Here is a 25,340-nt window from a genome sequence, read left to right on the forward strand (position 1 = left end):
GCGTCACTCGAACGCGAGTGCCACGCCGCCCCACGCCGAAGTCGCCGCGTCTACTGCCCAAACAGATTCTTTAGCGCATTGCCGAGGCCCTTCACCGTCTCGGCCGCTCCCTTCGCGACGCCCTCCGCGCTGACACCGAGCGCCTTCGCGAAATTCGTGCGCAGCTCGGTCATCAGGCTTTCGTTGAGCTTGAATTTCGGGTCGCGCAGATTGCCGTCGAGCACGAAATGCAGCGTGATTTCGTCACCATGGTTCTTCAACGCGGCGACCGCGGCGCGCGTCGGAATCGACAGGAACGTGTCGAGCGGGTTATCCGTTTCGGCGAGCCGCAAATGATGCAGCGTCAGCGTGCCGGGTGCATGAAGATGGTAGTCGCGCACCGTCGACTCGACGTTCAGATCGAGCGTGCCGCCTGTTACCCGCGTTTTCGCGCCTGCCTTTTTCAACAGATACGGATCGAGCATCACGATATCGACGCCGCGTAGCGTCGTCGTCAGTTGCGAGTCCTTGTTCGCGATCTTCATCCAGCCGCTGAACGTGACCTTGCCCGTATGTTCGGGTCCCCTGATCGAGCCCGCGACCGACACGGAAGTCGGTTCGTTGAGATCCGGAAGGTGAATATGATCGACGGTCGCGTTCGCATCGGTCACGCTGACTTTATAGGGCGGCTGGCTGACCATCTGATCGTAGAAGTCGAATGTGCCCCGCTCGAAGCGGACGTGGTCGATCAGCTTTTCCGCAGGCAGCGACGCCTGCGCGCTGGGCGCGCTCGCGACGGGCTGACTGCTGCTCATTAACTGCCTGAGGTTCGGCAGCAACTCGATCGTGCCATCCGGCGTGCGCAGCGCACTCAGCGTGAAATCGCTGACGACGACTTCGCGCACATGGACGCTCCGTTGCGTGAGCGTGTCGTGTATGTCTGGTATCAGCGTGATCTGCGCGGCGCGCAGTGTGTCGGGCGTCGGCCAGCCTTTCGGCGCGATCAACCGCACATTCGTCAGGCGGATCGACGTGAAGCCGACATCGATGTGTTCGGCGCTACCCAGCGGGCCGAGCGCGGCGATCACGCGCTCTTTCACTTCGCGTTGCACGAAGTACAAACCGGCAAGCGCCGCGACCGCGAGCACGGTGACGATCGCGACCACGCTGACCGCCACGCGTTTGCCTACCGACATCGTCATGCGGCCCTACCTTTGTAAGTGCTGTTTCGACAGTGCCTGACAGAAGCATTCCGTTGCGCAAGAATGTGAGTCAGGCGGTGGTTACACCATACAGCGCGTGGTGCAGCAAACGTCATGCCGTCGCTGACGCTGACGTGCGGCGGTACTGCGTTCGCCGGCGACAGCGGGTGACGCGAAGACGGGGCCTTCCTGTCGCATGTGCGTTGTCCAGGCCGCCCACCGCCGTCGCACCGCTCCCGTCTTCGCGAATCGCCCGACGCGGGTTACCGGCTGATCGGCTTGTACCGAAGACGCGTCGGCCGCGCTGCTTCCTCGCCGAGCCGATTGCGCTTGTCCGCCTCGTACTCCTGGTAGTTGCCGTCGAAGAACGTCACCTGCGAGTCGCCTTCGAACGCCAGGATGTGCGTCGCAATCCGGTCGAGGAACCAGCGATCGTGCGAGATCACCATCACCGAGCCGGCGAACTCGAGCAACGCATCTTCGAGCGCGCGCAGCGTTTCGACGTCGAGGTCGTTCGACGGCTCGTCGAGCAGCAGCATGTTGCCGCCCGCGATCAGCGTCTTCGCCAGATGCAGCCGGCCGCGCTCACCGCCCGACAGCGTGCCGACATTCTTCTGCTGGTCCCCGCCCTTGAAGTTGAAGCGGCCGATATACGCGCGCGACGGCGTCTCGTACTTGCCGACCGTCAGCACGTCGGCGCCGCCGGAGATTTCCTCGAACACGGTCTTCGAGCCGTCGAGCGCGTCCCGGCTCTGGTCGACATACGCGAGCTTGACCGTCGGGCCTTGTACGATTTCACCGGAATCCGGCTGTTCCTTGCCGGTCAGCATGCGAAATAGCGTCGACTTGCCCGCGCCGTTCGGCCCGATGATGCCGACGATCGCACCCGCCGGAATCTTGAAGCTCAGGTTGTCGATCAGCAGGCGATCGCCATACGACTTGCTGACGTTCTTGAATTCGATCACTTCATTGCCGAGCCGTTCGCCGGCCGGAATGAAGATTTCCTGCGTTTCGTTGCGCTTCTGATATTCCTGGCTGCTCAGTTCCTCGAAGCGAGCAATACGCGCCTTCGACTTCGCCTGGCGACCCTTCGGGTTCTGCCGCACCCATTCAAGCTCTTTCTTGATGGCTTTCTGGCGTGCGGATTCGGACGACTCTTCCTGCTTCAGCCGGTCTTCCTTCTGATCGAGCCAACTGCTGTAGTTGCCCTTCCACGGAATGCCGTGGCCGCGGTCGAGTTCGAGAATCCACTCGGCGGCGTTGTCGAGGAAGTAGCGGTCGTGCGTGACCGCGACCACCGTGCCGGGGAAGCGCGTGAGGAATTGTTCGAGCCACTCGACCGATTCGGCGTCGAGGTGGTTGGTCGGCTCGTCGAGCAGCAGCATGTCGGGCTTTTCGAGCAGCAATTTGCAGAGCGCGACGCGGCGCTTTTCACCCCCCGACAGATGCTCGATCTTCGCGTCCCACGGCGGCAGGCGCAGCGCGTCGGCGGCCACTTCGAGCTGCTGCTCGGGGCTGCCGCCGTCGGCTGTCGCGAGGATCGCTTCGTATCTCGCCTGTTCGGCGGCGAGCTTGTCGAAGTCGGCATCCGGCTCCGCGTAGGCGGCGTAAATCTCGTCGAGCTTCTTCTGCGCGTGGAACATGTCGCCAAGGCCGTCCTCGACGGCTTCGCGCACGGTCTTTTGCGGATCGAGCTGCGGCTCTTGCGACAGATAGCCGATGTTCAGATTCGGCATCGGCGTCGCTTCGCCTTCGATGTCCTTGTCGACGCCGGCCATGATCTTGATCAGCGTCGACTTACCCGAGCCGTTCAGGCCGAGCACGCCGATCTTCGCACCGGGGAAGAACGACAGCGAAATGTCCTTCAGGATTTGACGCTTGGGCGGCACGATCTTGCCGACCCGATTCATGGTGAAGACGTATTGGGCCATTTGCTTGCGATTGGGCGTTGGTGCCGCCGGCCAGCATGGCGCGTGGCGGGCGACGAGGGGTGGATGGCACAGTCAGCCCGCTTCGTGCCCGACGACCTGGCGACGCGCGTTGATCCGCTGTGACCGGCTCCCGCGCTGCGCCGCTGGTGCATGGTCGGTCCGTGATGCGACGGTTCGTACGATGCAGCGGCCACGGCGTCAGGCAGGAGGAGGTGCCATTGTACTTCGCGCCCGATGGCGCGGGCGTGGCAAGGGTAACGGCGGGCGACGCGTCTGACCGGTGGACCGATGCGGACAGCGACGATGCGTGGTGTGTCAAAGCCACGCGTCGACGCCGCCATGCCCCGAACAGGTGCCACTGCGATGGCGGCTAAAGCTGTACGTATCGTCGCGGCAGCGCGCGCTCGCGCCTTCGGGCACCTTGCCGGAGCGCGAGCGCGCGGGTGCGTGAACTGTGTCGCCGTCGCTGTTACGGTAGGTGTTGTGATTGCTGAGATCTGCTTCGTCGGGCGTGCTGGCCGGCGGTTGGTACGCGAATACAGAAGTCGCGAAGAGCAGCATGCCGGCCGCCATCAAACCTTGCAGAGGGCGCGCCCATTGACGCACGATTCGGGTTGTCATTTTTCGTGTTGTTGGAGTGAGTGTCGCGCCAGTAATGATATACAACGACCCATCAACGTCCGCGCTTCATAGACTCGTGCTTACTCTTTCAATATTCAAAGCGAGCATTCACGTGTTCAGATCGATTTGCGCGGCATCCGCGCTGTCTGCGGTTTTGCTGGTGTCGGCATGTGGGGCCGGCTCCGCGGCACAGCCGTCGGAGGAGAGGGCCGCGTCGACGCTGCCGCGCATCGTCGCGCATCGCGGCGGCGCGGCGGACGCACCGGAAAACACACTTGAAGCGATTCGCCTTGCGATCGCCAACCATGCCGATGCGATCTGGCTCACCGTTCAATTGAGCGCGGACGGCGTGCCGGTACTGTATCGTCCGGCGGATCTGGCGGCGTTGACGGATGCAAGCGGGCCGGTAGCGTCGCGCACCGCGGCGGAACTGGCGCGTATCAACGCGGGCTGGACCTTCAAGGTCGCTGACGCGTATCCGTATCGCGCGACCCCCGCGCATATTCCGACGCTGCGCGACGCGTTGCATGCGATTCCCGCCCGTATGCCGATCATGCTCGATATGAAAGCGCTGCCGGCCGAGCCGCAAACCCATGCCGTCGCTCGCGTGCTGACTGAAGAAGACGCATGGTCGCGCGTGACGCTCTATTCAACCGAAGACGCGTATCAACGCAGCTTTGCCGATTACCCACAGGCGCGTCTATTCGAGTCGCGCGATGCAACGCGCACGCGCCTTGTGAGTACGCTGCTCGCCGGCCGCTGCGGGGCTCCGCCGGCCGCGCACACGTGGACCGCGTTCGAATTGCATCGCGCGCTGACGGTGACTGAACAATTCACGCTCGGCGAAGGACACTCGGAAGTGAACGCGACACTGTGGACGCCGGCAACGGTCGCGTGCTTCCGGCAGCAGCCGGACGTGCGGATCGTCGCGATCGCGGTGAACAGTGCCGACGACTATCGCGCGGCCGCATGCCTGGGCATCGATGCGGTGTTGTCGGACTCGCCGAAGCAGATGTCGGCGATTCGCGCGGCGCTGGGCGCGGCCTTACACAGTCCTCGAAACGGGGTGATCGAGTGCGCGGGTGAAAGGGGCGAACACGATTGAGTTGAGCCACGGTTCAAAACGGCGTTCGACGTGTACCGTACGCGCGACGCGCAGTAAGGCATGCCGTTACCGCTTGCGCCGTTCACCGGCCGGCACTTTGCCCGCCAAACCTTCCGGCAACTCGCCAATGCCCTTCAGGCGTTCCGCCATAAACTCGCGCAACACACGCACCTTCGTGGAAATCCGCCGGTTCGGCAGATAGGCCATATAAATCTGCCGGCCGGTGAGTGCATTGTCGAGCCGGTATTTCGGCAATACCACCTCGAGCGCGCCGCTCACGAGCAGATCGCGGATCAGCCAGATTTCGAACTCGGCGATGCCGAGCCCCGCGCAGGTCGCCTCGAGCAGCAGTTCCGAGTGGTCCGACTGCAAGTTGCCTTGCGGCAACACGGAGTGCACGGTTTTCCCGTTCGACAGATGCCAGCGCGGATCGCCCTCCGGATGCAGATAGCGCAAGCAGTTGTGCTGCGCCAGATCGGCCGGCGTGGCGGGCCGCCCGCGCTGCGCGAGGTAGCCGGGTGACGCGCACAGGATGCTGTCATTGCGCGAGATCGGTTGCACGATCAGGTTGTCGAGATAGTTCTCCCCCTCGTGGATGTCGAGATCGAAGCCGCCCGTCACCATATCGTTGTGGTTGTCGGTGAGCCGAAGATCGAGCTGGATGGCCGGATAGCGCTTCAGAAACGGCGCGACGAGCGGCGCGAGATAGCGGCGGCCGAACGCGACCGGCGCGGTCAGCTTCAAAGGCCCGCTCGGCTCCGCGTCGAGTTCCGCGACGACGCGCAGCGTGTCGTCGAGGTCGGCGATCATCGACACCGCGCGTGCGTGATACAGATTGCCCGCTTCGGTCAACGCGACGTGATGGGTCGAACGATGCAACAGCGGCACGCCGAGCATTTCTTCAAGGGCGCTCACCTTGCGCGCGATGGTTGAAGTTGCAACCTTCAGTTCGCGAGCGGCCGCGGAAAGACTGCCGAGTTCGACGATGCGCACCAGCGCGCGCATCGCGCTCAGGTGGTCAATGCTCACTTCTTTCGCTTTCTTTCGGGCCATATTGCGTTGCGTTCCATGCAAAACCGTTTTCGAAATTACGCTGGAACGCAGTTTTTTGCAATAATTAAACTCGCTATACCTGTTCGACACTCCTAACGATGAAATGACGCTTCCTTCGCACGTGCCCCTTGTCATTGCCACCCGCAACTCGCATGTCGAGCGGATTCACTGGGGTTCGGTCGCGGTCGTCGATGCGGACGGCGCATTGCTGGCCCATGCCGGCGATCCGCATGCATCCGTGTTTTCCCGCTCCACGCTCAAGCCGTTTCAGGCACTTGCCTTCGTGCGCGACCACGGACCCGAACATTTCGGCTTCACTGAGGCCGAACTCGCGCTGACCTGTGCAAGCCATGGCGGCGAGCCGATGCATGTCGACGCGGTGACCAGCATGCTCGATAAAATCGGCGCCGCCGAGTCGGACTTGCGTTGCGGCGTCCATATGCCGGATAGCTATAACGAAGCCAATCTGCCGCCGCGCGGCAGCGTGTTTGATCAACGTCATCACAACTGCTCGGGCAAGCACACGGGTTTTCTCGGCTATTGCTGCATGCATGGCTATTTGCGTGAGCAGTATCTCGAGCGCGACCATCCGTTGCAGCGGCAAATCGCGGATGACGTCGCCACGCTCGCCGGGCTGCGCGAACACGAATTGTGGTCCGGTATTGACGGCTGCAGCGCGCCGAACTATGGCATGCCGCTGTCACGTCTCGCGCTGATGTGGGCGCGGCTGGCTGCCGGCGTCTCGCCGTCGGGCGCCTCCACTGACGCGGCGCTCAAACGCATTTTCACGGCGATGGCCGCGCATCCGGAGATGGTGTCGGGCACCGGCCGCTGCGATCTCGCGCTCGCCAACGCATCGCGTGGAGACTGGGTCGCGAAGGTCGGCGCCGATGGCGTGCATACGATCGGTATTCGCAGCAGCGGCATCGGCGTCGCGGTGAAGATCGCGGACGGCGATTTCGGCGCGGTCTACGCGACGACCATCGCGGTGCTGAAGCAACTGGGTTTGCCGATCGAGCCCGAAGGCACGCCGCTCGCGAAATGGGCCGACCCGGTGCTGCACAACGTGCGCGGCACCGCAGTCGGCCGGCTCGAAGCGAAGGTGCGGCTGACATGGGTATGAACGAACACGCACGCTCTGGCGCCGCCGTAAAACCGCTGGTGTCACTGCGCGGCGTGAACAAATCGTTCGGTGCGCAACAGGTGCTGTTCGACGTCGATCTGGATGTCGCGCCGGGTGAAGTCGTCGTCGTGATCGGGCCGTCGGGTTCGGGCAAGTCGACGTTGTGCCGCTGCATCAACCGGCTCGAAACAATCGATTCCGGCGAAATCCGGCTAGCCGGCGAGCGCCTGCCGCAAGAGGGCTGGGCGCTGGCGGCGATGCGCGCCCAGATCGGCATGGTGTTTCAGTCGTTCAACCTGTTTTCGCATCGCACGGTACTCGAAAACGTCGCGATGGGGCCGCGCAAGGTATTGCGTCGCTCGCGCACCGAGGCCGAGACGCACGCGCGCCGTCTGCTCGCGCGCGTCGGTCTCGCACACAAGGCGGACGCGGCGCCGGCGGAACTGTCCGGAGGCCAGCAACAACGGGTCGCGCTCGCCCGCGCGCTGGCGATGAGTCCGAAGGTGATGCTGTTCGACGAGCCGACCTCGGCGCTCGACCCCGAGATGGTGAGCGAAGTGCTCGCGGTGATGCTGGAGCTTGCGCAGAGCGGGATGACGATGGTCGTCGTGACGCATGAGATGGGCTTCGCGCGCCAGGCCGCCGACCGCATCGTCTTTATGGACTGCGGACGCATTGTCGAAGTGGCGGACCCGCAGTCGTTCTTCGCCGCGCCGAGTTCCGAGCGGGCGCGCGATTTTCTGTCGAGCATCCTGCACCACTGAATTTGAGCAACGGTTCAGGCCAACCCATTTCGATCAGGCTTATTCGGCAGGACCACCTGCCCCATCACGGAGGAGAGACCATCATGAAGTTCAAATCGATCGCGGTACTGGCAGCGTGTGTCGCCGGCACGCTATTCATCGCTGTTGCGTCCGCTCATGCGGCCGATACGTTTGCGCCGGATTCGACGATGGCGAAGATCCAGAAGCGCGGCAAGCTGGTGGTGGGCACGTCGCTCAATACACTGATGTTCTCGGTTCGCAACCCGATGACGGGGCAGACCGAGGGCTTCGAAGGCGATCTCGCGCGGTTGCTCGCGAAGCGGCTGACGGGCTCGGCCGATAACGTCGAATGGGTGAAGACGACGACCGAGAACCGTCTGCCGTTCGTGCAGAACGGCCGCGTCGACGTCGTTATCGCGACGCTGACGATTAACGATGCGCGCAAGAAGGTGATCGGTTTCGCGGGCCCGTATTACGTGGCAGGCCAGGACATTCTGACGCGCGCGTCGAACCAGTCGATCAACGGCGTGACCGACCTGAACGGCAAGACGGCGTGTGTGCTGAATGGCACGACGGTCGAAGATAACGTGAAGAAGTTCGCGCCGCAGACGAAGTTCGTCACGTTCAACGACACCGCCGCGTGTGTGGAAGGCGTCGCCGACGGCCGCTTCGACGCGTATGTCGATGACGGCGCGACGCTCGCCGGCGAATCGCTGCGCCAGCCGAACAAGTTTCGCATCGTCGGCAAGCCGTTTACGCAGGAACCGTACGGCATTGGCGTAGCGAAGGACGACGCGGCGTTCCGTGAATGGATCGACACGCAGCTCGAGCAGTCGATCAAGGACGGCACGTGGAACAAGCTCTACGCGAAGAACCTCGAGGGCACGCTGGGCAAGCCGCAAGTGCCGGCGATCGAACGCTGATACGCGCGCAAGATGGATTCGCTGCTCTCATTCGGTTGGCGCTTTATTGAAGGGATGGGTGTCACGATCGAGTTGACGGTGCTGTCGTTCGCGATGGCATTCGTGCTCGGCGTGACGCTCACCGTGATGGCGGTCGGTCCGCTTGCGCCGTTGCGCTGGTTTGCCGCGGCTTACGTCGAAATCATGCGCATGACGCCGCTGCTCGCGTTGCTGCTGCTGTTCGTGTTCGGCTTGCCGAAGCTCGGTTTCATGTATTCGCTGGTCACTTCTTCGGTACTGGTGCTTGGCTTTTATACGGCGGCATGGATTGCCGAGGTGCTGCGCGCTGGTGTCAACGCCGTACCAGCCGGGCAGATCGAGGCGGCGCGCAGCATCGGCATGACCTTCATGCAGGTACTCGTGAATGTGGTGCTGCCGCAGGCGGTGCGCACGGTGATTCCGCCGCTCGGCAATCTGTTCGTCAATCAGATCAAGGCGTCGTCGATTGCCGCGGCGATCGGTGTGTTCGATATCACCTATACGGCACAACGCATCAACTTCGAGACGGCGCAGGCGGTGCCGACCTTCGCTGCGGCGATGTTCGCGTATCTGGTGCTGACCATTCCGCTGGGTCTTTATATGCGCAGGCTCGAACAGCAACTGGCGGTGACGCGATGAGCGGCGCGGTGAAGCTCTACGAGGCGCCGGGGCCGCTCGGCCGGGTGCGGCATCGCGTGTTCTCCATCGTGAGCGCGATCGCGGTGTGTGTGCTGCTGATGGCGATCGGCCGGCGCCTCGAAACGAGCGGTCAGTTCGAAGCCGACAAATGGGCGATCTTTCTGCACTGGGGCACGGCGAAGTTTCTGTTCGACGGGCTCGTGTCGACGATCGAAGCCGCGGTGTGCTCCGCCGTCGCCGCTTTCGCGCTGGCGGTGCCGCTTGCGCTCGGGCGTCTTTCCGATCGGCGCTGGGTCGGCACGCTATGCGGCGTGTACGTCGAGTTCTTTCGCGCGGTGCCGTTGCTGCTGCTGATTCTTTTCGTGGTGATCGAATTGCCCGCGCTGGGGTTCGACTGGCCCGCGCTCGGGTTTCTCGTGCTGGCGATGGCGTTGCACCATGCGGCGATGACCGCCGAAGTGGTGCGCGCCGGCATTCTGTCGTTGCCGCGCGGGCAACGCGAAGCGGCGCTCGCGCTCGGCATGCGGCCTGCTCAGGCGATGCTTTACGTCGTGCTGCCGCAGGCGCTGCGCACTATGCTGCCGGCGCTGATCAGCTCGATTCTTGCGATCGTTCAGGACACGTCGCTCGGCTATGTGATTCCTTATGACGAACTGCTGCACCGCTCGCAGGACGTGTCGAGCTATGCGCCGCAGTCCCTGCTGCAGGCGGCATTTGTCGTGACGATGATGTATGGCGTGGTGAGCGCGGCGCTGCTGTATCTGAAACGGCAGGTGATCAAGCGGCAGGGCCGCACGGTCAGGCGCAAGGCGGCGATAGCCGGGGGCGACGTGTCCACCGGCGTGTCGGCGGAACGCACGACGCACGTTTGATGGCGCGCGTTGCGGTCTGCACTACCCTATCTTCGCATGCCCTGTTCAATTCGATCGCGACTTCTTTGTGCCCGTCAGTACAGTCTGCATGGAAGTTGTGCAACGATCGGCTGATTTTTCCGGTTACATGTCTGGTGATCTTCGCGACGGCAGATCGACCGTTTCTCCATCGAGCCGCTGGCGAGCGACGCGCAGGCCGCGCGGTTCGCTGAAGCGGGCCAAGGCTGGAAATATGGGGATTTAAAACGGCGTGGGCAGTCAGTCGCGCGCAAGATGCCGATCAAGATCAACGCGCTGCTCAAAAAGGGCATCGACGAGCGGGTCAAAAGGCGGTGACACTTACCAGGCCGTCGTATTCCTGTTTTCAGACATCTGTTGCTAGCGGGCCTTGTCTCAGGTTGACGGGTGCCTGTTGTTGTTAGCGTGCCGTTTCGCTATCGATGGAACGCCGGGCGCGGGATGCGTAAGGGAGTGGGACGAAAGCGGCGGAAATTCAGGGAGGGCTGCGATGCCAGTGCCAGTGCTGCGGCACCGGGATGGTACGCCGGTGGGCGAGTTCGACATCGAGTCACTTAGATACTTCTTGCACGGGACAATATTGTCACCTGGAGAGCATGCGTATGAAGAGGCGTGCAAGAACATACCGAGCGATTCGCTCCCTGGGATCTTCGCCCGGTGTCAAGACAGATTCGACGTCGGATGGGTCGTGAAATTCGCGAGAGCACATGACATTCCGCTTGCTGTAATGAATTGTCGTGACGAAAGCATTGTCGCTTCGCCTTATCAGGACCGATTAGTCGTAGATCTCGCGATGATGGATCGTGTGGCTGTGCTCCCCGAGGTCCAGATCGTCTATGCGGAGGCTGGCGCTTCCCTTATCGATGTCGAAAACAAGGCACGCCGCCGTGGATTGACTCTGCCAGGTATTCTGATGCCAACCCGTCTCGACATAGCCGTATCCTCGATCGATTGGCCGAGAAACAAGGATGATTTGAACAACTCTTTTCTTCTTGCTTGCGAGGGCGTAACGGCACGCGGTGACTATTTTGTCGCCAGCAGCGATACTGTTCTGGAGACTTCGGATCGGAACTGGTTCAAGGTTGTTACGTCGTTTGCGTTTCGCGCGCGCCGACGCTAGCTCGTCGACGTCCGGCATCCTGCGTGCGGAATGTGCTCAACGTCGGAGGTGGTCTTCAGATGCAGCGGCAGCGTCCGTATGCAAAGATGCTGGCGCAACCGCATTCACGCTTAGTGAATCGTCGCGGTCACGCTAGCCTCTCGCGATTTCGGCGCCAGTTCCATCGTGTTGGATCCGCGGAAATCGCATACCAAACAATCGCTGGCGGCCTGAACGTTCAGGATCGAACAATCGGACCAGCGAGTAGGGGAGGCCGGTAGCGGTCCATTTCCCATGCGTAACCGGTGAAACCGTGGTGGCCGGGTACGAAGTACCACGATCGGAAGAAGATATCGGCCAGCAGCGCGGTGAAAACAAGTCGGGTGCTTCGTCTCCCACGAGTTGCCTTCGCGATTGGTCGATTAACGACGCAACAGATGAGCCACGCTTGACAGGCAAGTGAAGTACCCGGTGGCGTGCCGACGTGGGCACAGATGATCGTTTGCTCAATTTACGCAATGAGTGAGGAGTGGAATTGTGAATGAACTGATCACAACGGGAAATGCTGTCGAGACCGTCCGGCATCGGACGACCTGGATGGAATCGGGCCCCGCACACGGACCTCTGATGATTTTTCTTCACGGTTGGCCTGCGCTGGGGCTGGTGTGGCGCCAGCAGATGCAGCATTTCGCCGCGCGGGGCTGGCGTTGCGTAGCACCGGACATGCGCGGCTACGGTGGTTCGTCCAGGCCGGATTCCACAGGCGCCTATGCAGTACGTGAACTCGTCGCCGACATGGTCGAGTTGCACAACGCGTTGGGCGGTGCCCCGGCTGTTTGGGTCGGACACGACTGGGGAAGCGCTGTTGCATGGTCGATGGCTTCACAGCACGCGGAGCGATGTACGGGCGTGGTCAATCTTTGCATTCCTTATTTCTCGCGTGGCTTTGCCTTACCAGAGCTCGCCCATCTGGTCGATCGTGACCTCTATCCGGAGCACACCTATCCGGTTGGCCAATGGGATTATTGGCTCTTCTATCGTGAACACTTCACGCGCGCCGCAAAGGAATTCGAAGTGGATGTGGCTGCGACACTGGCGCTGATTTATCAAAGGAGGCCGAAGCGCGAGGCCGGTATGCGCGCTTTCACGGCTGGCATCCGCGCGCAAAACGGCTGGTTTGGAGCGGCCGGTCGCGCGCCCGTTACCTCACGCGATGACATGTTGCTCAGTCAGGACGACTTCGACGCGATGGTCGCGGCGTTTAATGACGCGGGGTTCATCGGTGCCAACGCGTGGTACATGAACGACGCAGCGAATCTCGCCTATGCGGCCGACGCTCCCAATTTCGGCCGTATCGGCATTCCCTCGCTTTTCATTCACGCGACCAATGATCTCGTCTGTGACTCGACGCAAAGCCGCCTCGCCGAGCCGATGCGTGAGGATTGTGAGCGACTGACCGAAGTGACGATCGAAGGCGGACATCACATCATGATCGAACGTCCTCTGGACGTGTGCCACGCGATCGATGAGTGGGTCCGGTTGAAGATTGAAGGTCTCGATCAAGCTGTTCGTGATCGGGATCGCTGAATAGGGGGCGCGTGCGTTTGAATCAGCGCTACCCGGTTGCTATGCCTTTTGGCCCGGGGTAGTGCGAATGTGTTGGAGCTTGTGTTTGACGAGATATTGTCACCGGCACGAGGGCTTTGATCCTTTATCTCCACGGTCTGCATCAACCCGGTGAGGTGCGCGAAAGTGAATCAGGGCCTGGAATCTGGTTTGGCCCGCTGATGCGCGGCCTGGAATTCGCCAGGCGTCATCCCGTAGCGCTGCTTGAAGACTCTGCTGAAGTGCGATGCGTTAGTAAAACCGCTCTGATAGGCAACTTGTCCGATGGCAGCGGGCGAAGGCGTATGTTGTAGCAATTGCGCGGAGTGTTCGAGCCTCAGCGCAAGTGCGTAGCGCATCGGCGACAATCCTGCGGTCTTCATCGCACGCAGGAGCGTGCTGGCTGACACGTTCAGTTCATCAGCAATGTAGGTGATGTTCAAGTCGGGATTGCCGACATGGCGTGCAATCAGCTGCCTTGCGCGTGACACGATCGTCTGGCTAGTGCGTGCTGGGCGCAGTACGCCGCCCAGGTTGACGATAACGTCCATCAGGTCGAGACACTGTTCGCCGATCCGCGCAAGCAATTGATTGCTGGTGCCGTCGACGTACTCTCCAAGATGGAGGACGAATTCACGCACCGCTTTGACGTCGGGATTTCTCGTGTCGGGGCGACACACTGTGTTGAACCGGTAGCATATACCTCGTTCGCGCAACGCTTGCTTCGGCAGCCTCAGCACGATGATGTGTGCTACCTCACGGAACGTCTCATTGAAGCGCACCAGCGGATCGATGAGCACGACGTCGCCTTCTTCGAAAACCAGCGGTTGTGCATTCATTTCGAGCATCATCGTGCCGCGGCGCACGACTATCAGAAACAGGTCATCGCCTGCCCAGCCTTCGCAACGATGTGCGATCGGCGACAGCGATTGCCACGCGAGCTTGGCATCTATCATGGCGGTTTGACCGAAATTCCAGTGCATGGTCGACGAGCGAGCGCGATGGGTGTTATCAAGCTGACAGAGTATGCCTTCGCTCGACAACTCGCGGACCCATTTGTATCGATCGACGATTATGCCGTCCCAAGTCATTTCACCAGGTTGGGTTTCCATGCTCAAAATATCTTCGACGATTCGGTTGACGCTACGTCCTGAACCAGCATGGACGTCGACGAAATCACGTTCACAGTGCCTTTAGGAATAGCGCGAAAAAATGATAAGCGACAAGCCATTGCGGATTGGTTAAAGATTGTGTGGAGGCGCCAGCTATGAACAACGGTGCATGACGCGGACGTGTTGCGAATTTCAGCATGGTGCAGACACGCCGGGTGGCACGGTCATCGTTCGCTTATCAGAATGGACAGTCTCGCATGCGCGTGAGTCCGTTAGACCGCGAGCGATTCGAAATGATGCGCTCTGCTATTGAGGTCTTCGTTGATGCACGTTTTGATAAATGCAGCGGCGCTATGGTACAAGGACCCTACCACGCGGGACGTGTCATGAAACACTCGAGATGAAGACGTCAGTCCTTGATTTCGCAGCGGTACGCGCCGGAGAGACGGCGAGAGATGCGCTAACGCATTCAGTCGAGCTTGCGCGCACAGCGGAGGCGAGGGGCTTCACGCGCTACTGGGTGGCCGAGCATCATGGTCTGCAGATGTTCGCGAGCGCGGCTACGCCCGTTGTGGTCGGGCATATCGCGAGTAAGACATCGACGATCCGGATCGGATCGGGCGGCGTCATGCTACCGAATCACGTCCCTCTGATTGTCGCGGAACAATACGGCACACTTGAGTCGCTATATCCCGGCAGGATTGACCTCGGCGTAGGACGCGCGTCGGGCACTTTGAGCGACGATGTCGTGCGTGCGTTGCGTCTGACTCCGGAAGCACGGGAACGCTTTCCAGACGATTTGCGCGAACTGCAACTGCTCTTTCGGTCCAATCCTGGCGACACAACCCTTGCGGTTCCCGGATCAGGACTCGACGTGCCAATCTGGGTTCTGGCTTCATCGCCATATTCTGCAAGGGAAAGCGCAGTACTCGGATTACCGCTGGCATTTGCGACGCATATCGGACCGAGCGCGTGCGGCGCGGCAATCGACGCCTATCGAACGGCTTTCAGACCCTCTGCGGTACTCAAGAAACCCTATTTGATGCTAGCGGTGGTCGTAACGGCGGCAGACACTGACACAGAAGCCCACCACCTGTTCACTTCAATCCAGCAGATGCAGCTGAGCCACATGCGCGGCTCGACACAAACGCGACTGCCGAGGCCTGTGGCTGATTTCGGCGTGCATGCAACTCTCGATGAACAGCAAAAAGTGGGCGCACGGTTGCAGAGCGCCATAACGGGTTCGGCGCGAACGGTTCGTACGCGTATGGAAGAACTCCTCGCGGAAACGGCAGCGGACGAAATCATGGTGCTGTCATTCATCCACGACCTGGATGCACGTCATCGCTCGCTTGAGATCGTTGCGCAGGTGCGAGATGAGATCAACGGGCAACAGGCGCGCTCCTCGTTCTACTGAAGTCGTCGCCTCCTGCGCGCCGCGATGTCAGTTCGCGCGGCGCCCCGAGGCCGGATCGAAGAAGTGCAGATGCCGCACCGGCAACGAGAGCTCGAGTGCGTCTCCGGCCGCGGGTCGATGCGCATGCGGCAAACGCGCGGTCACGTCGTGTTTGCCCCAGCGACCGTGCGCGAGATTGTCCGCGCCGAGCAATTCGCACGAATCGACGGTCAACGTCATTTGAGAGGCGCCGGGCTGCCCCGGCGTCAAATGCTCCGGACGGATACCGAGCACCCATTCGCGTCCGGCCGCGACCTCGCGGCCGATGCCAGGCACACCGGCAAGCGATAAGCGCGGTCCGTTGCCGGTGACATTGAACGTTGCACCGTTATCGGAAATACGGCCTTCCAGCAGGTTCATGCCGGGCGAGCCGATAAAGCCCGCGACAAACACGGTCGCCGGCCGCTCGTACACGTCGGTCGGCGCGCCGATCTGCTCGGCGACACCGCGATTCATCACAATGACCCGTTGCGCGAGCGTCATCGCTTCGACCTGATCGTGCGTGACATACAGACTCGTCGTCGCGAGGCGCGCATGCAGCCGCTGGATTTCAAGGCGCATTTGCACGCGCAGCCGTGCGTCGAGGTTTGACAGCGGCTCGTCGAACAGGAACACCGCCGGCTCGCGCACAATCGCGCGTCCCATTGCGACGCGCTGCCGCTGGCCGCCCGACAGCTCGCGTGGCTTGCGCGACAGTAGCGGCTCAAGTTCGAGAATCTGCGCGGCGGCCTGCACGCGTCGCTCGATGGCCACTCGATCCGCGCCGCCAATCTTGAGCGCATAGCCCATGTTCTGCGCGACCGTCATATGCGGATACAGCGCGTAGTTCTGAAACACGATCGCGATGTTGCGATCCTTCGGCTCGAACTGATTGACGACCGTGCCGTCTATCTCGATCGTGCCTTCGCTGATCGGCTCGAGTCCCGCGACCATCCGCAGCAGCGTCGACTTGCCGCAGCCGGACGGGCCGACCATCACGACGAACTCGCCGTCGGCGACATCCGCATCGATGCCGTGCAGCACGAACTGCTTGCCGTCGTACGTTTTCTTCACGCCTTTTAGTGTCAGTGCAGCCATGCGCTGTGCCTTTCAGGGTTTATTTCTCCGCATCCACCAGCCCGCGTACGAACCAGCGCTGCATCGCTAGCACGACGATGAGCGGCGGCAGCATGGCGAGCAGCGTCGCGGCCATCACCAGATGCCATTCGGTTGCGGTATCGCCGGATGCGATCATACTTTTGATGCCGATCACCGCGGTCATCAGCGCCGCGTCGTTCGTGATCAGGATCGGCCACAGATACTGATTCCAGCCGTAAATAAAGGTGATCACGAAGAGCGCCGCGATGTTGGTCTTCGACAGCGGCAGCACGACGTCCCAGAAGAAACGCAACGGGCCCGCACCGTCGATCCGCGCGGCTTCCATCAGTTCGTCGGGCAGCGTCATGAAGAACTGGCGGAACAGGAAGGTCGCAGTGGCCGATGCGATCAGCGGCAGCGTCAGGCCGCCATAGGTGTTGGTCATATGCAGCGATGACACGACCTGCACGGTCGGAAAGATGCGCACCTCGACGGGCAGCATCAGCGTGACGAAGATCAGCCAGAACGCGAGATTGCGGAACGGAAAGCGGAAGAACACGATCGCGAACGCGGAGATGATCGACACGGCGATCTTGCCGATCGAAATGACCAGCGCCATCACGAGGCTGTTTACGAGCATTTGCCCGAATGGGCTCGCCGCATTGCCGCTGCCGTGGCGCCACACCGTGGCGATGTTCTCGAACAGGTGCGAGCTCGGCACGAGCGACAGCGGCACGTTAAAGACCTGATGCTCGTTCATCGAGGCCGCGCAAAACGCGACATACACCGGGAACACGACGAGCAGCACGCCGATCACCAGCACCGCATGGCAGAAGAGGTCGAAACCGCGGCGATTCTCGATCATGAGTATTGGACCTTGCGCTCGATGAAACGGAATTGCACGACCGTCAGGCCGACCACGATCAGCATCAGCACGACCGACTGCGCGCCCGAGCTGCCGATGTCGAGCCCCTGGAAGCCTTCGGTGAAGATCTTGTAGATCAGCGTTTTGGTCGCCTGTGCGGGGCCGCCGGCGGTGGCTGCATCGATGATCGGGAACGTGTCGAAGAACGCATAGACGATGTTCACGACCAGCAGAAAAAAGCTGGTCGGCGACAGCAGCGGCAGTGCGATGCCGAAGAAGCGGCGCACCGGTCCCGCGCCGTCGATCGCGGCGGCTTCGATCAGCGAACGTGGAATGGCTTGCAAACCGGCGTAGAAGAACAGGAAGTTGTAGCTGATCTGCTTCCACACGGACGCGAGCACGACGAGGAACATCGCCTGCCCCGGGTTTAGCGCGTGATTCCACACGATGCCTGTTCTCGCCAGCGCATAGGTGACCAGTCCGATGCTCGGATTGAACAGGAACGCCCACAGCACGGCGGCGATGGCGGGCGCGACGGCGTACGGCCAGATCAGCAGTGTCTGATATGTTTTCGCGCCGCGCGTGACGCGGTCCGCACAGACGGCGAGCAGCAGTGAAATGACGAGGCCGCTGACGGTGACGAGCGCGCTGAAGATCAGCGTCGTGTTGAACGACGCCAGATAAAGCGGGTCGCTGAACAATTGACGGAAGTTTGCGAAGCCGACGAATTGGCTCGATGTGCCGAATGCATCCTGAGTTTGCGTCGACTGCCATAGCGCGACGCCGGCAGGCCAGACGAAGAACACCAGCGTAATCGCAAGTTGCGGCGCCATAAGCCAATAGGGCAGCAGGCCGGTGCCGAAGGTCGAACGTTTTTCCATCGAAGATTGCCTCGAAGGGAACGCGAAAGTGAAGGTGGCGCCGCGTGACGGCATTCGCGCGCGCGGCGCCTTGCGCCCGCGTGCCTAGCCGCCGGCCTTTTCGAAGCGGCGCAACAGATCGTTGCCGCGCGATACCGCTGAATCGAGCGCGTCCTTCGGCGACTTCTTCTGAGCCCACACGTCTTCGAGCTCTTCGTCGATCACCGTGCGGATCTGCGGCATGTTGCCCAGACGCAGGCCCTTCGTATACGGTAGCGGCGGCTTGTTCAGCATCTGTTTGATCGCCGTGTCGCTGCCCGGGTTCTTGTCGTAGAAGCCTTGCTGCTGCGTGAGCTGATAAGCGGCGGTCGTGACTGGCAGATAGCCGGTGTCCTGATGCCACTTCGCGGCGACCTGCGGCGAGCTCAGATAGGCGAGAAACTGCGCGACGCCCTTATACACAGCCGGGTCCTTGCCGGACAACACCCACAGGCTCGCACCCCCGATGATCGCGTTCTGCGGCGCGCCTTTCACGCTCGGGTCATACGGCATCATGCCAGTGCCGAAATTGAACTTTGCATACTTACGGATCGTTGCGAGCGAGCCCGACGAGTTCGTGATGATCCCGCAGTCGCCGCTGTAGAACTTCGACACCGGTTCGTCCTTGCGTCCCGCATAGGTGAACGTGCCTTCCTTCGCCATGCTCTGCAGGAACTGGATGTGCGCAATCTGCAGCGGCTTGTTGAATTCGAGCTGCGCGTCGAGGCCGTCGAAGCCGTTGTTTTCGGTCGCGAACGGCGCGCCGTGCCAGGCGCTATAGTTTTCGAGCTGGATCCAGCTCTGCCAGCCCGACGAGTAGCCGCACGACATGCCCGACGCCTTCAGCTTCTGCGCGTCCTGCTCGACTTCGGGCCATGTCTTCGGCGGCTGGTTCGGGTCGAGGCCCGCCTTTTTGAACGCGTCCTTGTTGTAGTACAGCACGGGCGTCGAGCTGTTGAACGGCATGGAGATCAGGTGGCCGGTTTTCGAGTCGCTGTAGTAGCTCGCGATGGTCGGCACGAACGCCTTTTCGTCGAGCGGCACGCCGGCTTGCCTGAACACGTCGTAGACCGGGATGACCGCTTTTTTCGCCTGCATCATCGTCGCTGTGCCGACTTCGTAGACCTGCAGGATCGCCGGCGCATTGCCGCTGCGATACGCGGCGATGCCGGCGGCGAGCGTCTGGTCGTAGCTGCCCTTGAAGACCGGCACGATCTTGTAGTCGCTTTGCGACTTGTTGAAGTCGTTGGCGATATCGTTCAGGCGTTCGCCGAGCGCTGCTTCCATGGCATGCCAGAACTGGATCTCAGTGGTGGCCTGCGCGCTCGGGCTGATGGCTGCGCAGAGCGCGACGGTGGCGGCGACGGAAAGGGAACGGATGAGCGGCTTGCGATGCATCGATTGTCTCCTGTGTCGGCTGGAGTGAGCGCTTCCGCGCTCGCTCCGGTCCCATCCCAGATGGGGTTGCTCGCGCAGACGCGCGCGGATTGAGGTCGCGCGATTCTAGTTGTGAACGATGACAGTCAGGCGGAAGTTATATTACATTTTGTAATTATATGATGAATAGGCGAGCACGAGCGCGCAATTTAACATTGCGGCTGATATCAAGGAGAGCGGCGTGCGGCAGATTGGCTAGCTATAGCGCCGAGTATTTGGTGGACGTTCCCTTCGCTTTTTCCACCGGGTATCGCGTTTCGTTGAGCTTGAGTTTGTCGGCGGCGGCTTCGACGAGGTCGAAGCCCGCCTTCTCCGCAATCAGCATCAGATACATCAGTACGTCCGCACATTCGTGCTCAAGATGTTTGCGTTGGGCTGGGTCAGCGGCGAGCGCGTCGATCTCATCTTCCGTTTTCCACTGAACGGTTTCGAGCAATTCGCCCGCCTCGATGCTGGCCGAGACGATCAGGTTACGCAGCGTATGGAATTGCCGCCAGTCGCGCGCGTCGCGGAATGCGAGGAGTTGTTTGAGCAGATCGTCGATTGTCATGGTGTCGGTCGGTGTTGCGGTGCGGGCGGGTGCGGAAAGAGCGGCGGTCAACGGGGCTTTGTTGTGCCCGTGAGTTCGAGCGCCACCGAAAATGCGTCGGCCAGCGACGATTTTGTTCTGACGCCCGACAGATCGACACCCAGGTGCACGATCGTTTGTGCGATCTGCGGACGGATGCCGCTGATAATGCAATCCGCGCCCATCAGTCGTGCCGCCGATATGGTCTTCATCAGATGCTGGGCGACGAGTGTATCGACCGTTGGCACGCCCGTAATATCGATAATGGCAATCGCCGCACCGGTGTCAACGATCTTTTGCAGCAGACTTTCCATGACCACCTGCGTGCGCGCCGAGTCGAGCGTACCGATCAGCGGCAGTGCAATGATCCCTTCCCAAAGCTGCACGACCGGTGTTGACAGTTCCAGCAGTTCCTCCTGCTGGCGCAGGACGATCGCTTCGCGACCGCGCTGGAAGACCTCCGTTGTATAAAGCCCCAGCGCATCGAACAGCTGGTTCACCAACCAGCTCTGGTTGGCAAGCTCAGTCGCGTCGCTGGACCTGTCGCGCAACTGCGTGTAGAAGGGCTGCTTGAGCGAAAACACGAACGTCGCGGTTTCGGCTGGTGTGAAGCCTTGTCTTGCACGATGCGCCGACATCTCGTCGAGGAATGTGTGCACGGCGGTCCATTCCGGGCGGCTTGCATCGAGCGAATCGGCGACCTCAAGCGTATCGAGAAAAACCTCCAGGAACGTCGCAAATTGGGCGCGCATGTCCGCTTCGGTGGTCAGGCATCGAGCCAGCGCAATCAACAGATGCTGATCAAGCCAGTCCTGAAGAAGTGCTGGCCGGTTCAGCGAAGCTGAGAGCGTCGCGCCGGAAAAAGTGTTCATGTGAGCCCTTTGGCGGATGGAGGGAGAGGTCGGTGCCGGACATGCGCACGGTTCGCTAACCGTCGTGCCATCGTAACCCGTCCACTTACGTCGCGGCGGGCATTGAGCCAAATAAGATTCCTGTTTCGATGGCCGACTTTGCCAAGGAAAAGCAGCGAAAGTTTCGCTGTACAAACGCCCGGAAGCGCGTACGATGGGTTAGTCGTCGCCGAATCCATCCAGCGTCTCTGCCAGCTTGAAGTCAGCGCCGCCGGGGTTTAGCCGGCAACAGTCTGTTCCATCTCGCCATGCGGCCGCTATGCCGCATCAACTCTCCGCACCAGCCCTGTCGCAAATTCGCGGCCACAGAGAGGTACTTCCATGGCAAACGCCGCTTACGTGTACAGGGGACTGCAGGTCTGTCCACTCGTCTATCCGCGTCATCCCACGAAGTCAGGTTACGCTCATAACTACGACGACGGCTTCGATGCCGCTGTTCGTATCAAGGAACTCGACGGAACAGAAACTGGCGTTCGTAGCCGGGTTTTTCTGCTCGAGGTCGACCGACCTTTCGAGAATAGCGGTGATGCACGGCGTGCGTCGATCGCCTTCGCCGAAGGCCTGATTGACGGGTGTCCCGCAGGACAAACGATCTGGGATCGCGAGTAGACCGAAACGAAATGGGTGCGCGAGCAATGCAGGTCGTCGAACCTGACGTGCAGACCAGTTAGTTCATGGCATGCCCACGCGTCATGGCAGGCCGTCATGTTGCTGGTCGTTTACCGCGTGAAGCGGTGTGGAGTGGAATATGAGTTTCGATACTGCGGCATTCCAGATTGATCCGACGCCACGACGTGCTGACGGCGAATACATGGCCCACGCGACGATCCGGGGTACCCCGCCTGGCGGGGTCGCATTCACTCACCTGAGTGGCGACCTTGCGGGTTTTGACCTGCGTGACGATGCAATCCGGTACGCGAGCAACTGGGCAGAGGAGTGGCTCAACAAGCGTTACGGCGCGTGACCTACGTTCGGGAAATTCTGATGTGGGCGGACGCGTCGCTTGTTTGAGTCTGGCCGAACATCTCCAGCTTCCGCCGACCGTTGCAGAGCATCATCATGATGCAGGAGTGCGACGCGTCGGCAGACGGCGGTTCGTCGAGCACCAACATCATCCAGTCAGTAACGTTCAGAACCTGCCTGGACGTATTGGACCAAAGGCCAATACCAAGGCAAATAGGTGATCGATAAGCTGATAAGTGCGATGAGTGTGCTTTAAAAAATTCAATCACTCGTTCAGGACTTCGAGGACGTCAATCGTGCTACGACGTCAGGCTTCGATTGACCGGTGCGGGCACGGGTCACGTGCGATATCGTCTACACGACGTGTCTTCAGACAGGACAGCACCATGAGCGCGCTGATAGGCAAGATCAAGCACGAGTTCATGAAGGCGCTTCCGCCTACGATTTTCTTCTTCATCATTTTGCACATCGTTGCGTTGATACGTACGCTGATGACCCGGGGCACGGGTGTATCACTGCCGGTTTCCGCATCGGTGCTGATCGCATCGCTCGTGCTCGGCAAGTCCGTTCTGATCGCCGACATGCTGCCATTCATCAACCGCTTCCCCGAAAAACCGCTGATCTGGAATGTCGCGTGGAAAACGCTGATGTATGCGTTTGTCGCGTTTGTCGTCCACTATCTGGAGCGACTCTACGAGTATTGGAAGGAAGCGCCTGGCGTTCTGGCAGCGAACCACAACCTGTGGATCGAGATGAACTGGCCGAGGTTCTGGGCAATCCAGATTCTGCTCATTACGCTGATTCTGATGTACTGCGTGATCGCGGAACTGGCGCGGGTCATTGGCCGCGACAAACTCAAGGCAATATTCTTTGGCCCGCTTCCGGCGCGGTCGAAATGACAACCGCTGTAGTGGAGACATGGCATGGCAGAGTTCGTCTCTCATCCGGCTGTTCTGTTTGTGGTGCTCCTTGTGCTTTTCATCGGAGCGGTAGCGTTTGGCGCCTATGTATTGCGGCGCGTTGCCGTACTCCCGGAAGACGCCCGCGAGGATTTCAACATCGTCCAGACCGCCACGCTAACGTTGCTGGCGCTGCTCGTCGGCTTCAGCGTTTCGATGGCGGTGGGCCGTTATGACCAGCGCAAGAACCTGGAGGAGGGCGAAGCCAACGCTATCGGGACGGAATACGTGCGAGCTGATCTGGCCGATGCGGCAGTCGGCGCGAAAATGAAGGCCGCGTTGGTCCGCTATACGGAACTTAGACTGGCCGATTTCCGCACGCGAGACCGGCAGGAACTCGAGCGCATCCATCGCGATACAGCGGATCTTCAAACTGAGTTGTGGCAGTTCGCGACGCAGGTGGCGCAGGATAAGCCGACACCCATTGGCGCACTTGTCGTTGCAGGGATGAACGACGTGCTGAATTCGCAGGATTATTCCGAGGCTGCACGGATTAATCACATTCCGCTCGGCGCGTGGTTTCTCATGATCCTCATTGCGCTGCTGGCGTGTGTCGTGCAAGGCTACGGCACAAAGGGGAAGCTGCGCAGAGGCCTGCTCGTCACAATCTTGCCCGTGACGGTCGCGCTATCGCTGGCTCTGATCGCGGATATTGATAGTCCAAGGCGTGGACTGATCCGCGTCCAGCCTCTGGATCTGGCCAGATTGTTTCAGTCGATACGAAAGTGAACGCTGTCAGCAGGCGGGCGGGCCCTTCGATGCCTGCCTGACTGCCGACAGCCGTCAACTCAACCGCCCTCGCTTAGACGTTGAACAGAAAGTTCATCACATCGCCGTCGTGCACCACGTACTCCTTGCCTTCAGCGCGCATCTTGCCCGCTTCCTTCGCGCCCTGTTCGCCCTTGTACGCAATGTAATCGTCGAAGCCGATCGTCTGCGCGCGGATAAAGCCGCGCTCGAAATCGGTGTGAATCGCGCCGGCCGCCTGCGGCGCCGTATCGCCGATATGGATCGTCCACGCGCGCACTTCCTTCACGCCCGCGGTGAAATACGTCTGTAGACCGAGCAGCTTGAAGCCCGCGCGGATCACGCGGTTCAGCCCGGCCTCGTCCATGCCCATGTCGGCGAGGAACACGGCCTTGTCTTCGTCGGCGAGGTCGGCGATCTCCGCTTCGATCGCCGCGCACACCGCGACCACCGGTGACTTGTCGCTTTCCGCATACTTGCGCACCGCGTCCAGATGCGGATTGTTTTCGAAGCCGTCTTCCTTCACGTTCGCGACGTACATCGCCGGCTTCGCGGTGATCAGACAGAACGGCTTGATCAGCGCCTGCTCCTCGTCGTTCAAACCGAGCCCGCGCACAGCCTTCGCCTGATCCAGTTGCGCGCGCACCTTTTCGAGCACGGCGGCGAGCTTCACGGCTTCCTTGTCGTTACCCGATTTCGCGGCCTTCGCGTAGCGCGTCAGCGCCTTTTCGACGGTCGCGAGGTCGGCGAGCGCAAGTTCGGTGTTGATCACTTCGATATCCGACAGCGGATCGACCTTGCCGGCGACGTGAATCACGTTCTCATCTTCGAAGCAGCGCACGACATGCGTGATCGCATCGGTTTCGCGGATGTTCGCGAGGAACTGATTGCCGAGCCCTTCACCCTTGCTCGCGCCGGCGACGAGGCCCGCTATATCGACGAATTCCACGACCGCCGGCACGATGCGCTCCGGCTTCACAATCTCGGCGAGCGCCTGCAGCCGCTTGTCCGGTACTTCGACAACGCCGACATTCGGTTCGATCGTGCAGAACGGATAGTTTTCGGCGGCAATGCCCGCCTTGGTCAGCGCGTTGAACAGGGTGGACTTGCCGACGTTGGGCAAGCCGACGATGCCGCATTTGAGGCTCATGAGTTTCTCTAAAAATCAGAAGGTGACGTGCAGCGCCGGACGGGGCCGACCGATGCGGCGCGCCCGCGCCATACCGCGCGGCTTCAAAGCAAACCGTCTTGCGGAATGGGGCGGGCACGGGAAACCGCAATTGTAACCCTGTCGGGGTGGGCGTTCCCGGCTTACGGCACGGCCGTGCGCGCAGGCGTCGACACACAGCCGCACGGGCGCTTGTGCCGGCTGCGTGCTGCTGGGCAGGCGGCGC

The 25,340-nt window shown here is 61.1% G+C and carries 25 protein-coding genes; 13 read left to right on the forward strand and 12 right to left on the reverse strand.

All coding sequences use genetic code 11. The features are described from left to right. Nucleotides 1-50: 50 nt before the first annotated feature. From HV796_RS17845 to HV796_RS17855, 3 genes are all read right to left on the reverse strand, one after another. Entirely contained in the window at nt 51-1,181 is a 1,131-nt protein-coding gene (locus tag HV796_RS17845) for a DUF748 domain-containing protein (RefSeq protein WP_175227812.1), read from the reverse strand. A gap of 263 nt (nt 1,182-1,444) precedes the next feature. Then, on the reverse strand, nt 1,445-3,112 hold the full coding sequence (gene ettA / locus HV796_RS17850; RefSeq protein ID WP_175227813.1) for an energy-dependent translational throttle protein EttA: 1,668 nt from the start codon (nt 3,110-3,112) through the stop codon (nt 1,445-1,447). A gap of 315 nt (nt 3,113-3,427) precedes the next feature. Then, a complete protein-coding gene (locus HV796_RS17855) occupies nt 3,428-3,673 on the reverse strand; it encodes a DUF3761 domain-containing protein (RefSeq protein WP_246355911.1) in 246 nt (81 codons plus the stop codon). Nucleotides 3,674-3,839: 166 nt separating this feature from the next. On the opposite strand from HV796_RS17855, the gene HV796_RS17860 reads away from it, so the two are divergent. Further along, on the forward strand, nt 3,840-4,838 hold the full coding sequence (locus HV796_RS17860) for a glycerophosphodiester phosphodiesterase family protein (protein WP_377695126.1): 999 nt from the start codon (nt 3,840-3,842) through the stop codon (nt 4,836-4,838). Between the two features lie 66 nt (nt 4,839-4,904). Here HV796_RS17860 and HV796_RS17865 read toward each other — a convergent pair whose 3' ends face one another. Then, nucleotides 4,905-5,891: a LysR family transcriptional regulator gene (locus tag HV796_RS17865; protein WP_175227816.1), complete on the reverse strand. Its 987-nt coding sequence runs from the start codon at nt 5,889-5,891 to the stop codon at nt 4,905-4,907. A gap of 103 nt (nt 5,892-5,994) precedes the next feature. On the opposite strand from HV796_RS17865, the gene HV796_RS17870 reads away from it, so the two are divergent. The 7 genes from HV796_RS17870 to HV796_RS17900 all read left to right on the forward strand — a co-directional run bounded on the left by HV796_RS17870 (nt 5,995) and on the right by HV796_RS17900 (nt 12,934). Next, nucleotides 5,995-7,014: an asparaginase gene (locus tag HV796_RS17870; RefSeq protein WP_175227817.1), complete on the forward strand. Its 1,020-nt coding sequence runs from the start codon at nt 5,995-5,997 to the stop codon at nt 7,012-7,014. Further along, complete coding sequence (locus tag HV796_RS17875) at nt 7,011-7,778, forward strand: amino acid ABC transporter ATP-binding protein (RefSeq protein WP_281369792.1); 768 nt, start codon at nt 7,011-7,013, stop codon at nt 7,776-7,778. The genes HV796_RS17870 and HV796_RS17875 overlap by 4 nt, the downstream gene beginning before the upstream one ends. Before the next feature lie 83 nt (nt 7,779-7,861). Further along, the gene (locus HV796_RS17880; protein WP_175227818.1) at nt 7,862-8,701 is read left to right on the forward strand and encodes a glutamate ABC transporter substrate-binding protein; all 840 of its coding nucleotides are present in this window, start codon (nt 7,862-7,864) and stop codon (nt 8,699-8,701) included. 12 nt (nt 8,702-8,713) lie between these two features. Then, complete coding sequence (locus tag HV796_RS17885) at nt 8,714-9,358, forward strand: amino acid ABC transporter permease (protein WP_175227819.1); 645 nt, start codon at nt 8,714-8,716, stop codon at nt 9,356-9,358. Then, nucleotides 9,355-10,230, forward strand: coding sequence for an amino acid ABC transporter permease (locus HV796_RS17890; RefSeq protein ID WP_175227820.1), 876 nt, complete (start codon nt 9,355-9,357; stop codon nt 10,228-10,230). Before HV796_RS17885 ends, HV796_RS17890 begins: the two co-directional genes overlap by 4 nt. 508 nt (nt 10,231-10,738) lie before the next feature. Next, the gene (locus tag HV796_RS17895; protein WP_175227821.1) at nt 10,739-11,368 is read left to right on the forward strand and encodes an FAD-binding protein; all 630 of its coding nucleotides are present in this window, start codon (nt 10,739-10,741) and stop codon (nt 11,366-11,368) included. Between the two features lie 606 nt (nt 11,369-11,974). Further along, on the forward strand, nt 11,975-12,934 hold the full coding sequence (locus HV796_RS17900; protein WP_217477929.1) for an alpha/beta hydrolase: 960 nt from the start codon (nt 11,975-11,977) through the stop codon (nt 12,932-12,934). Nucleotides 12,935-13,104: 170 nt separating this feature from the next. Here the strand turns inward: HV796_RS17900 and HV796_RS17905 are convergent, their stop codons facing one another. Next, nucleotides 13,105-14,064 carry a helix-turn-helix domain-containing protein gene (locus HV796_RS17905; protein WP_175227822.1) on the reverse strand — a complete coding sequence of 320 codons (960 nt, stop codon included), beginning with the start codon at nt 14,062-14,064 and terminating at the stop codon, nt 13,105-13,107. A 400-nt stretch (nt 14,065-14,464) separates the two neighbouring features. On the opposite strand from HV796_RS17905, the gene HV796_RS17910 reads away from it, so the two are divergent. Beyond that, nucleotides 14,465-15,481 carry an LLM class flavin-dependent oxidoreductase gene (locus tag HV796_RS17910; RefSeq protein ID WP_175227823.1) on the forward strand — a complete coding sequence of 339 codons (1,017 nt, stop codon included), beginning with the start codon at nt 14,465-14,467 and terminating at the stop codon, nt 15,479-15,481. Between the two features lie 27 nt (nt 15,482-15,508). On the opposite strand, the gene HV796_RS17915 is transcribed toward HV796_RS17910, so the two are convergent. The 6 genes from HV796_RS17915 to HV796_RS17940 form a co-directional block, all read right to left on the reverse strand. Then, the gene (locus HV796_RS17915; protein ID WP_175227824.1) at nt 15,509-16,597 is read right to left on the reverse strand and encodes a sn-glycerol-3-phosphate import ATP-binding protein UgpC; all 1,089 of its coding nucleotides are present in this window, start codon (nt 16,595-16,597) and stop codon (nt 15,509-15,511) included. Between the two features lie 19 nt (nt 16,598-16,616). After that, nucleotides 16,617-17,462, reverse strand: a complete 846-nt coding sequence (gene ugpE, locus HV796_RS17920) for a sn-glycerol-3-phosphate ABC transporter permease UgpE (RefSeq protein ID WP_175227825.1) — start codon at nt 17,460-17,462, stop codon at nt 16,617-16,619. Next, nucleotides 17,459-18,343: a sn-glycerol-3-phosphate ABC transporter permease UgpA gene (ugpA, locus tag HV796_RS17925; RefSeq protein ID WP_175227826.1), complete on the reverse strand. Its 885-nt coding sequence runs from the start codon at nt 18,341-18,343 to the stop codon at nt 17,459-17,461. Before ugpA ends, ugpE begins: the two co-directional genes overlap by 4 nt. An 84-nt stretch (nt 18,344-18,427) precedes the next feature. Then, nucleotides 18,428-19,759 carry a sn-glycerol-3-phosphate ABC transporter substrate-binding protein UgpB gene (gene ugpB, locus HV796_RS17930; RefSeq protein WP_175227827.1) on the reverse strand — a complete coding sequence of 444 codons (1,332 nt, stop codon included), beginning with the start codon at nt 19,757-19,759 and terminating at the stop codon, nt 18,428-18,430. Nucleotides 19,760-19,997: 238 nt separating this feature from the next. Further along, nucleotides 19,998-20,348 carry a nucleotide pyrophosphohydrolase gene (locus tag HV796_RS17935; RefSeq protein WP_175227828.1) on the reverse strand — a complete coding sequence of 117 codons (351 nt, stop codon included), beginning with the start codon at nt 20,346-20,348 and terminating at the stop codon, nt 19,998-20,000. Between the two features lie 47 nt (nt 20,349-20,395). Further along, entirely contained in the window at nt 20,396-21,238 is an 843-nt protein-coding gene (locus HV796_RS17940; RefSeq protein ID WP_175227862.1) for an STAS domain-containing protein, read from the reverse strand. A 360-nt stretch (nt 21,239-21,598) separates the two neighbouring features. On the opposite strand from HV796_RS17940, the gene HV796_RS17945 reads away from it, so the two are divergent. From HV796_RS17945 to HV796_RS17960, 4 genes are all read left to right on the forward strand, one after another. Then, complete coding sequence (locus tag HV796_RS17945) at nt 21,599-21,886, forward strand: hypothetical protein (RefSeq protein ID WP_175227829.1); 288 nt, start codon at nt 21,599-21,601, stop codon at nt 21,884-21,886. Between the two features lie 139 nt (nt 21,887-22,025). Then, nucleotides 22,026-22,241, forward strand: a complete 216-nt coding sequence (locus HV796_RS17950) for a hypothetical protein (RefSeq protein WP_175227830.1) — start codon at nt 22,026-22,028, stop codon at nt 22,239-22,241. A gap of 385 nt (nt 22,242-22,626) precedes the next feature. Beyond that, the gene (locus HV796_RS17955) at nt 22,627-23,139 is read left to right on the forward strand and encodes a hypothetical protein (RefSeq protein WP_175227831.1); all 513 of its coding nucleotides are present in this window, start codon (nt 22,627-22,629) and stop codon (nt 23,137-23,139) included. A 24-nt stretch (nt 23,140-23,163) separates the two neighbouring features. Then, entirely contained in the window at nt 23,164-23,928 is a 765-nt protein-coding gene (locus HV796_RS17960) for a bestrophin-like domain (RefSeq protein ID WP_175227832.1), read from the forward strand. Nucleotides 23,929-24,001: 73 nt separating this feature from the next. Here the strand turns inward: HV796_RS17960 and ychF are convergent, their stop codons facing one another. After that, nucleotides 24,002-25,096 carry a redox-regulated ATPase YchF gene (ychF, locus tag HV796_RS17965; protein WP_175227833.1) on the reverse strand — a complete coding sequence of 365 codons (1,095 nt, stop codon included), beginning with the start codon at nt 25,094-25,096 and terminating at the stop codon, nt 24,002-24,004. Nucleotides 25,097-25,340: the final 244 nt, after the last annotated feature.

The sequence above is a fragment of the Paraburkholderia humisilvae genome (assembly GCF_902859855.1).
Taxonomy (GTDB): Bacteria; Pseudomonadota; Gammaproteobacteria; order Burkholderiales; family Burkholderiaceae; genus Paraburkholderia; species Paraburkholderia humisilvae.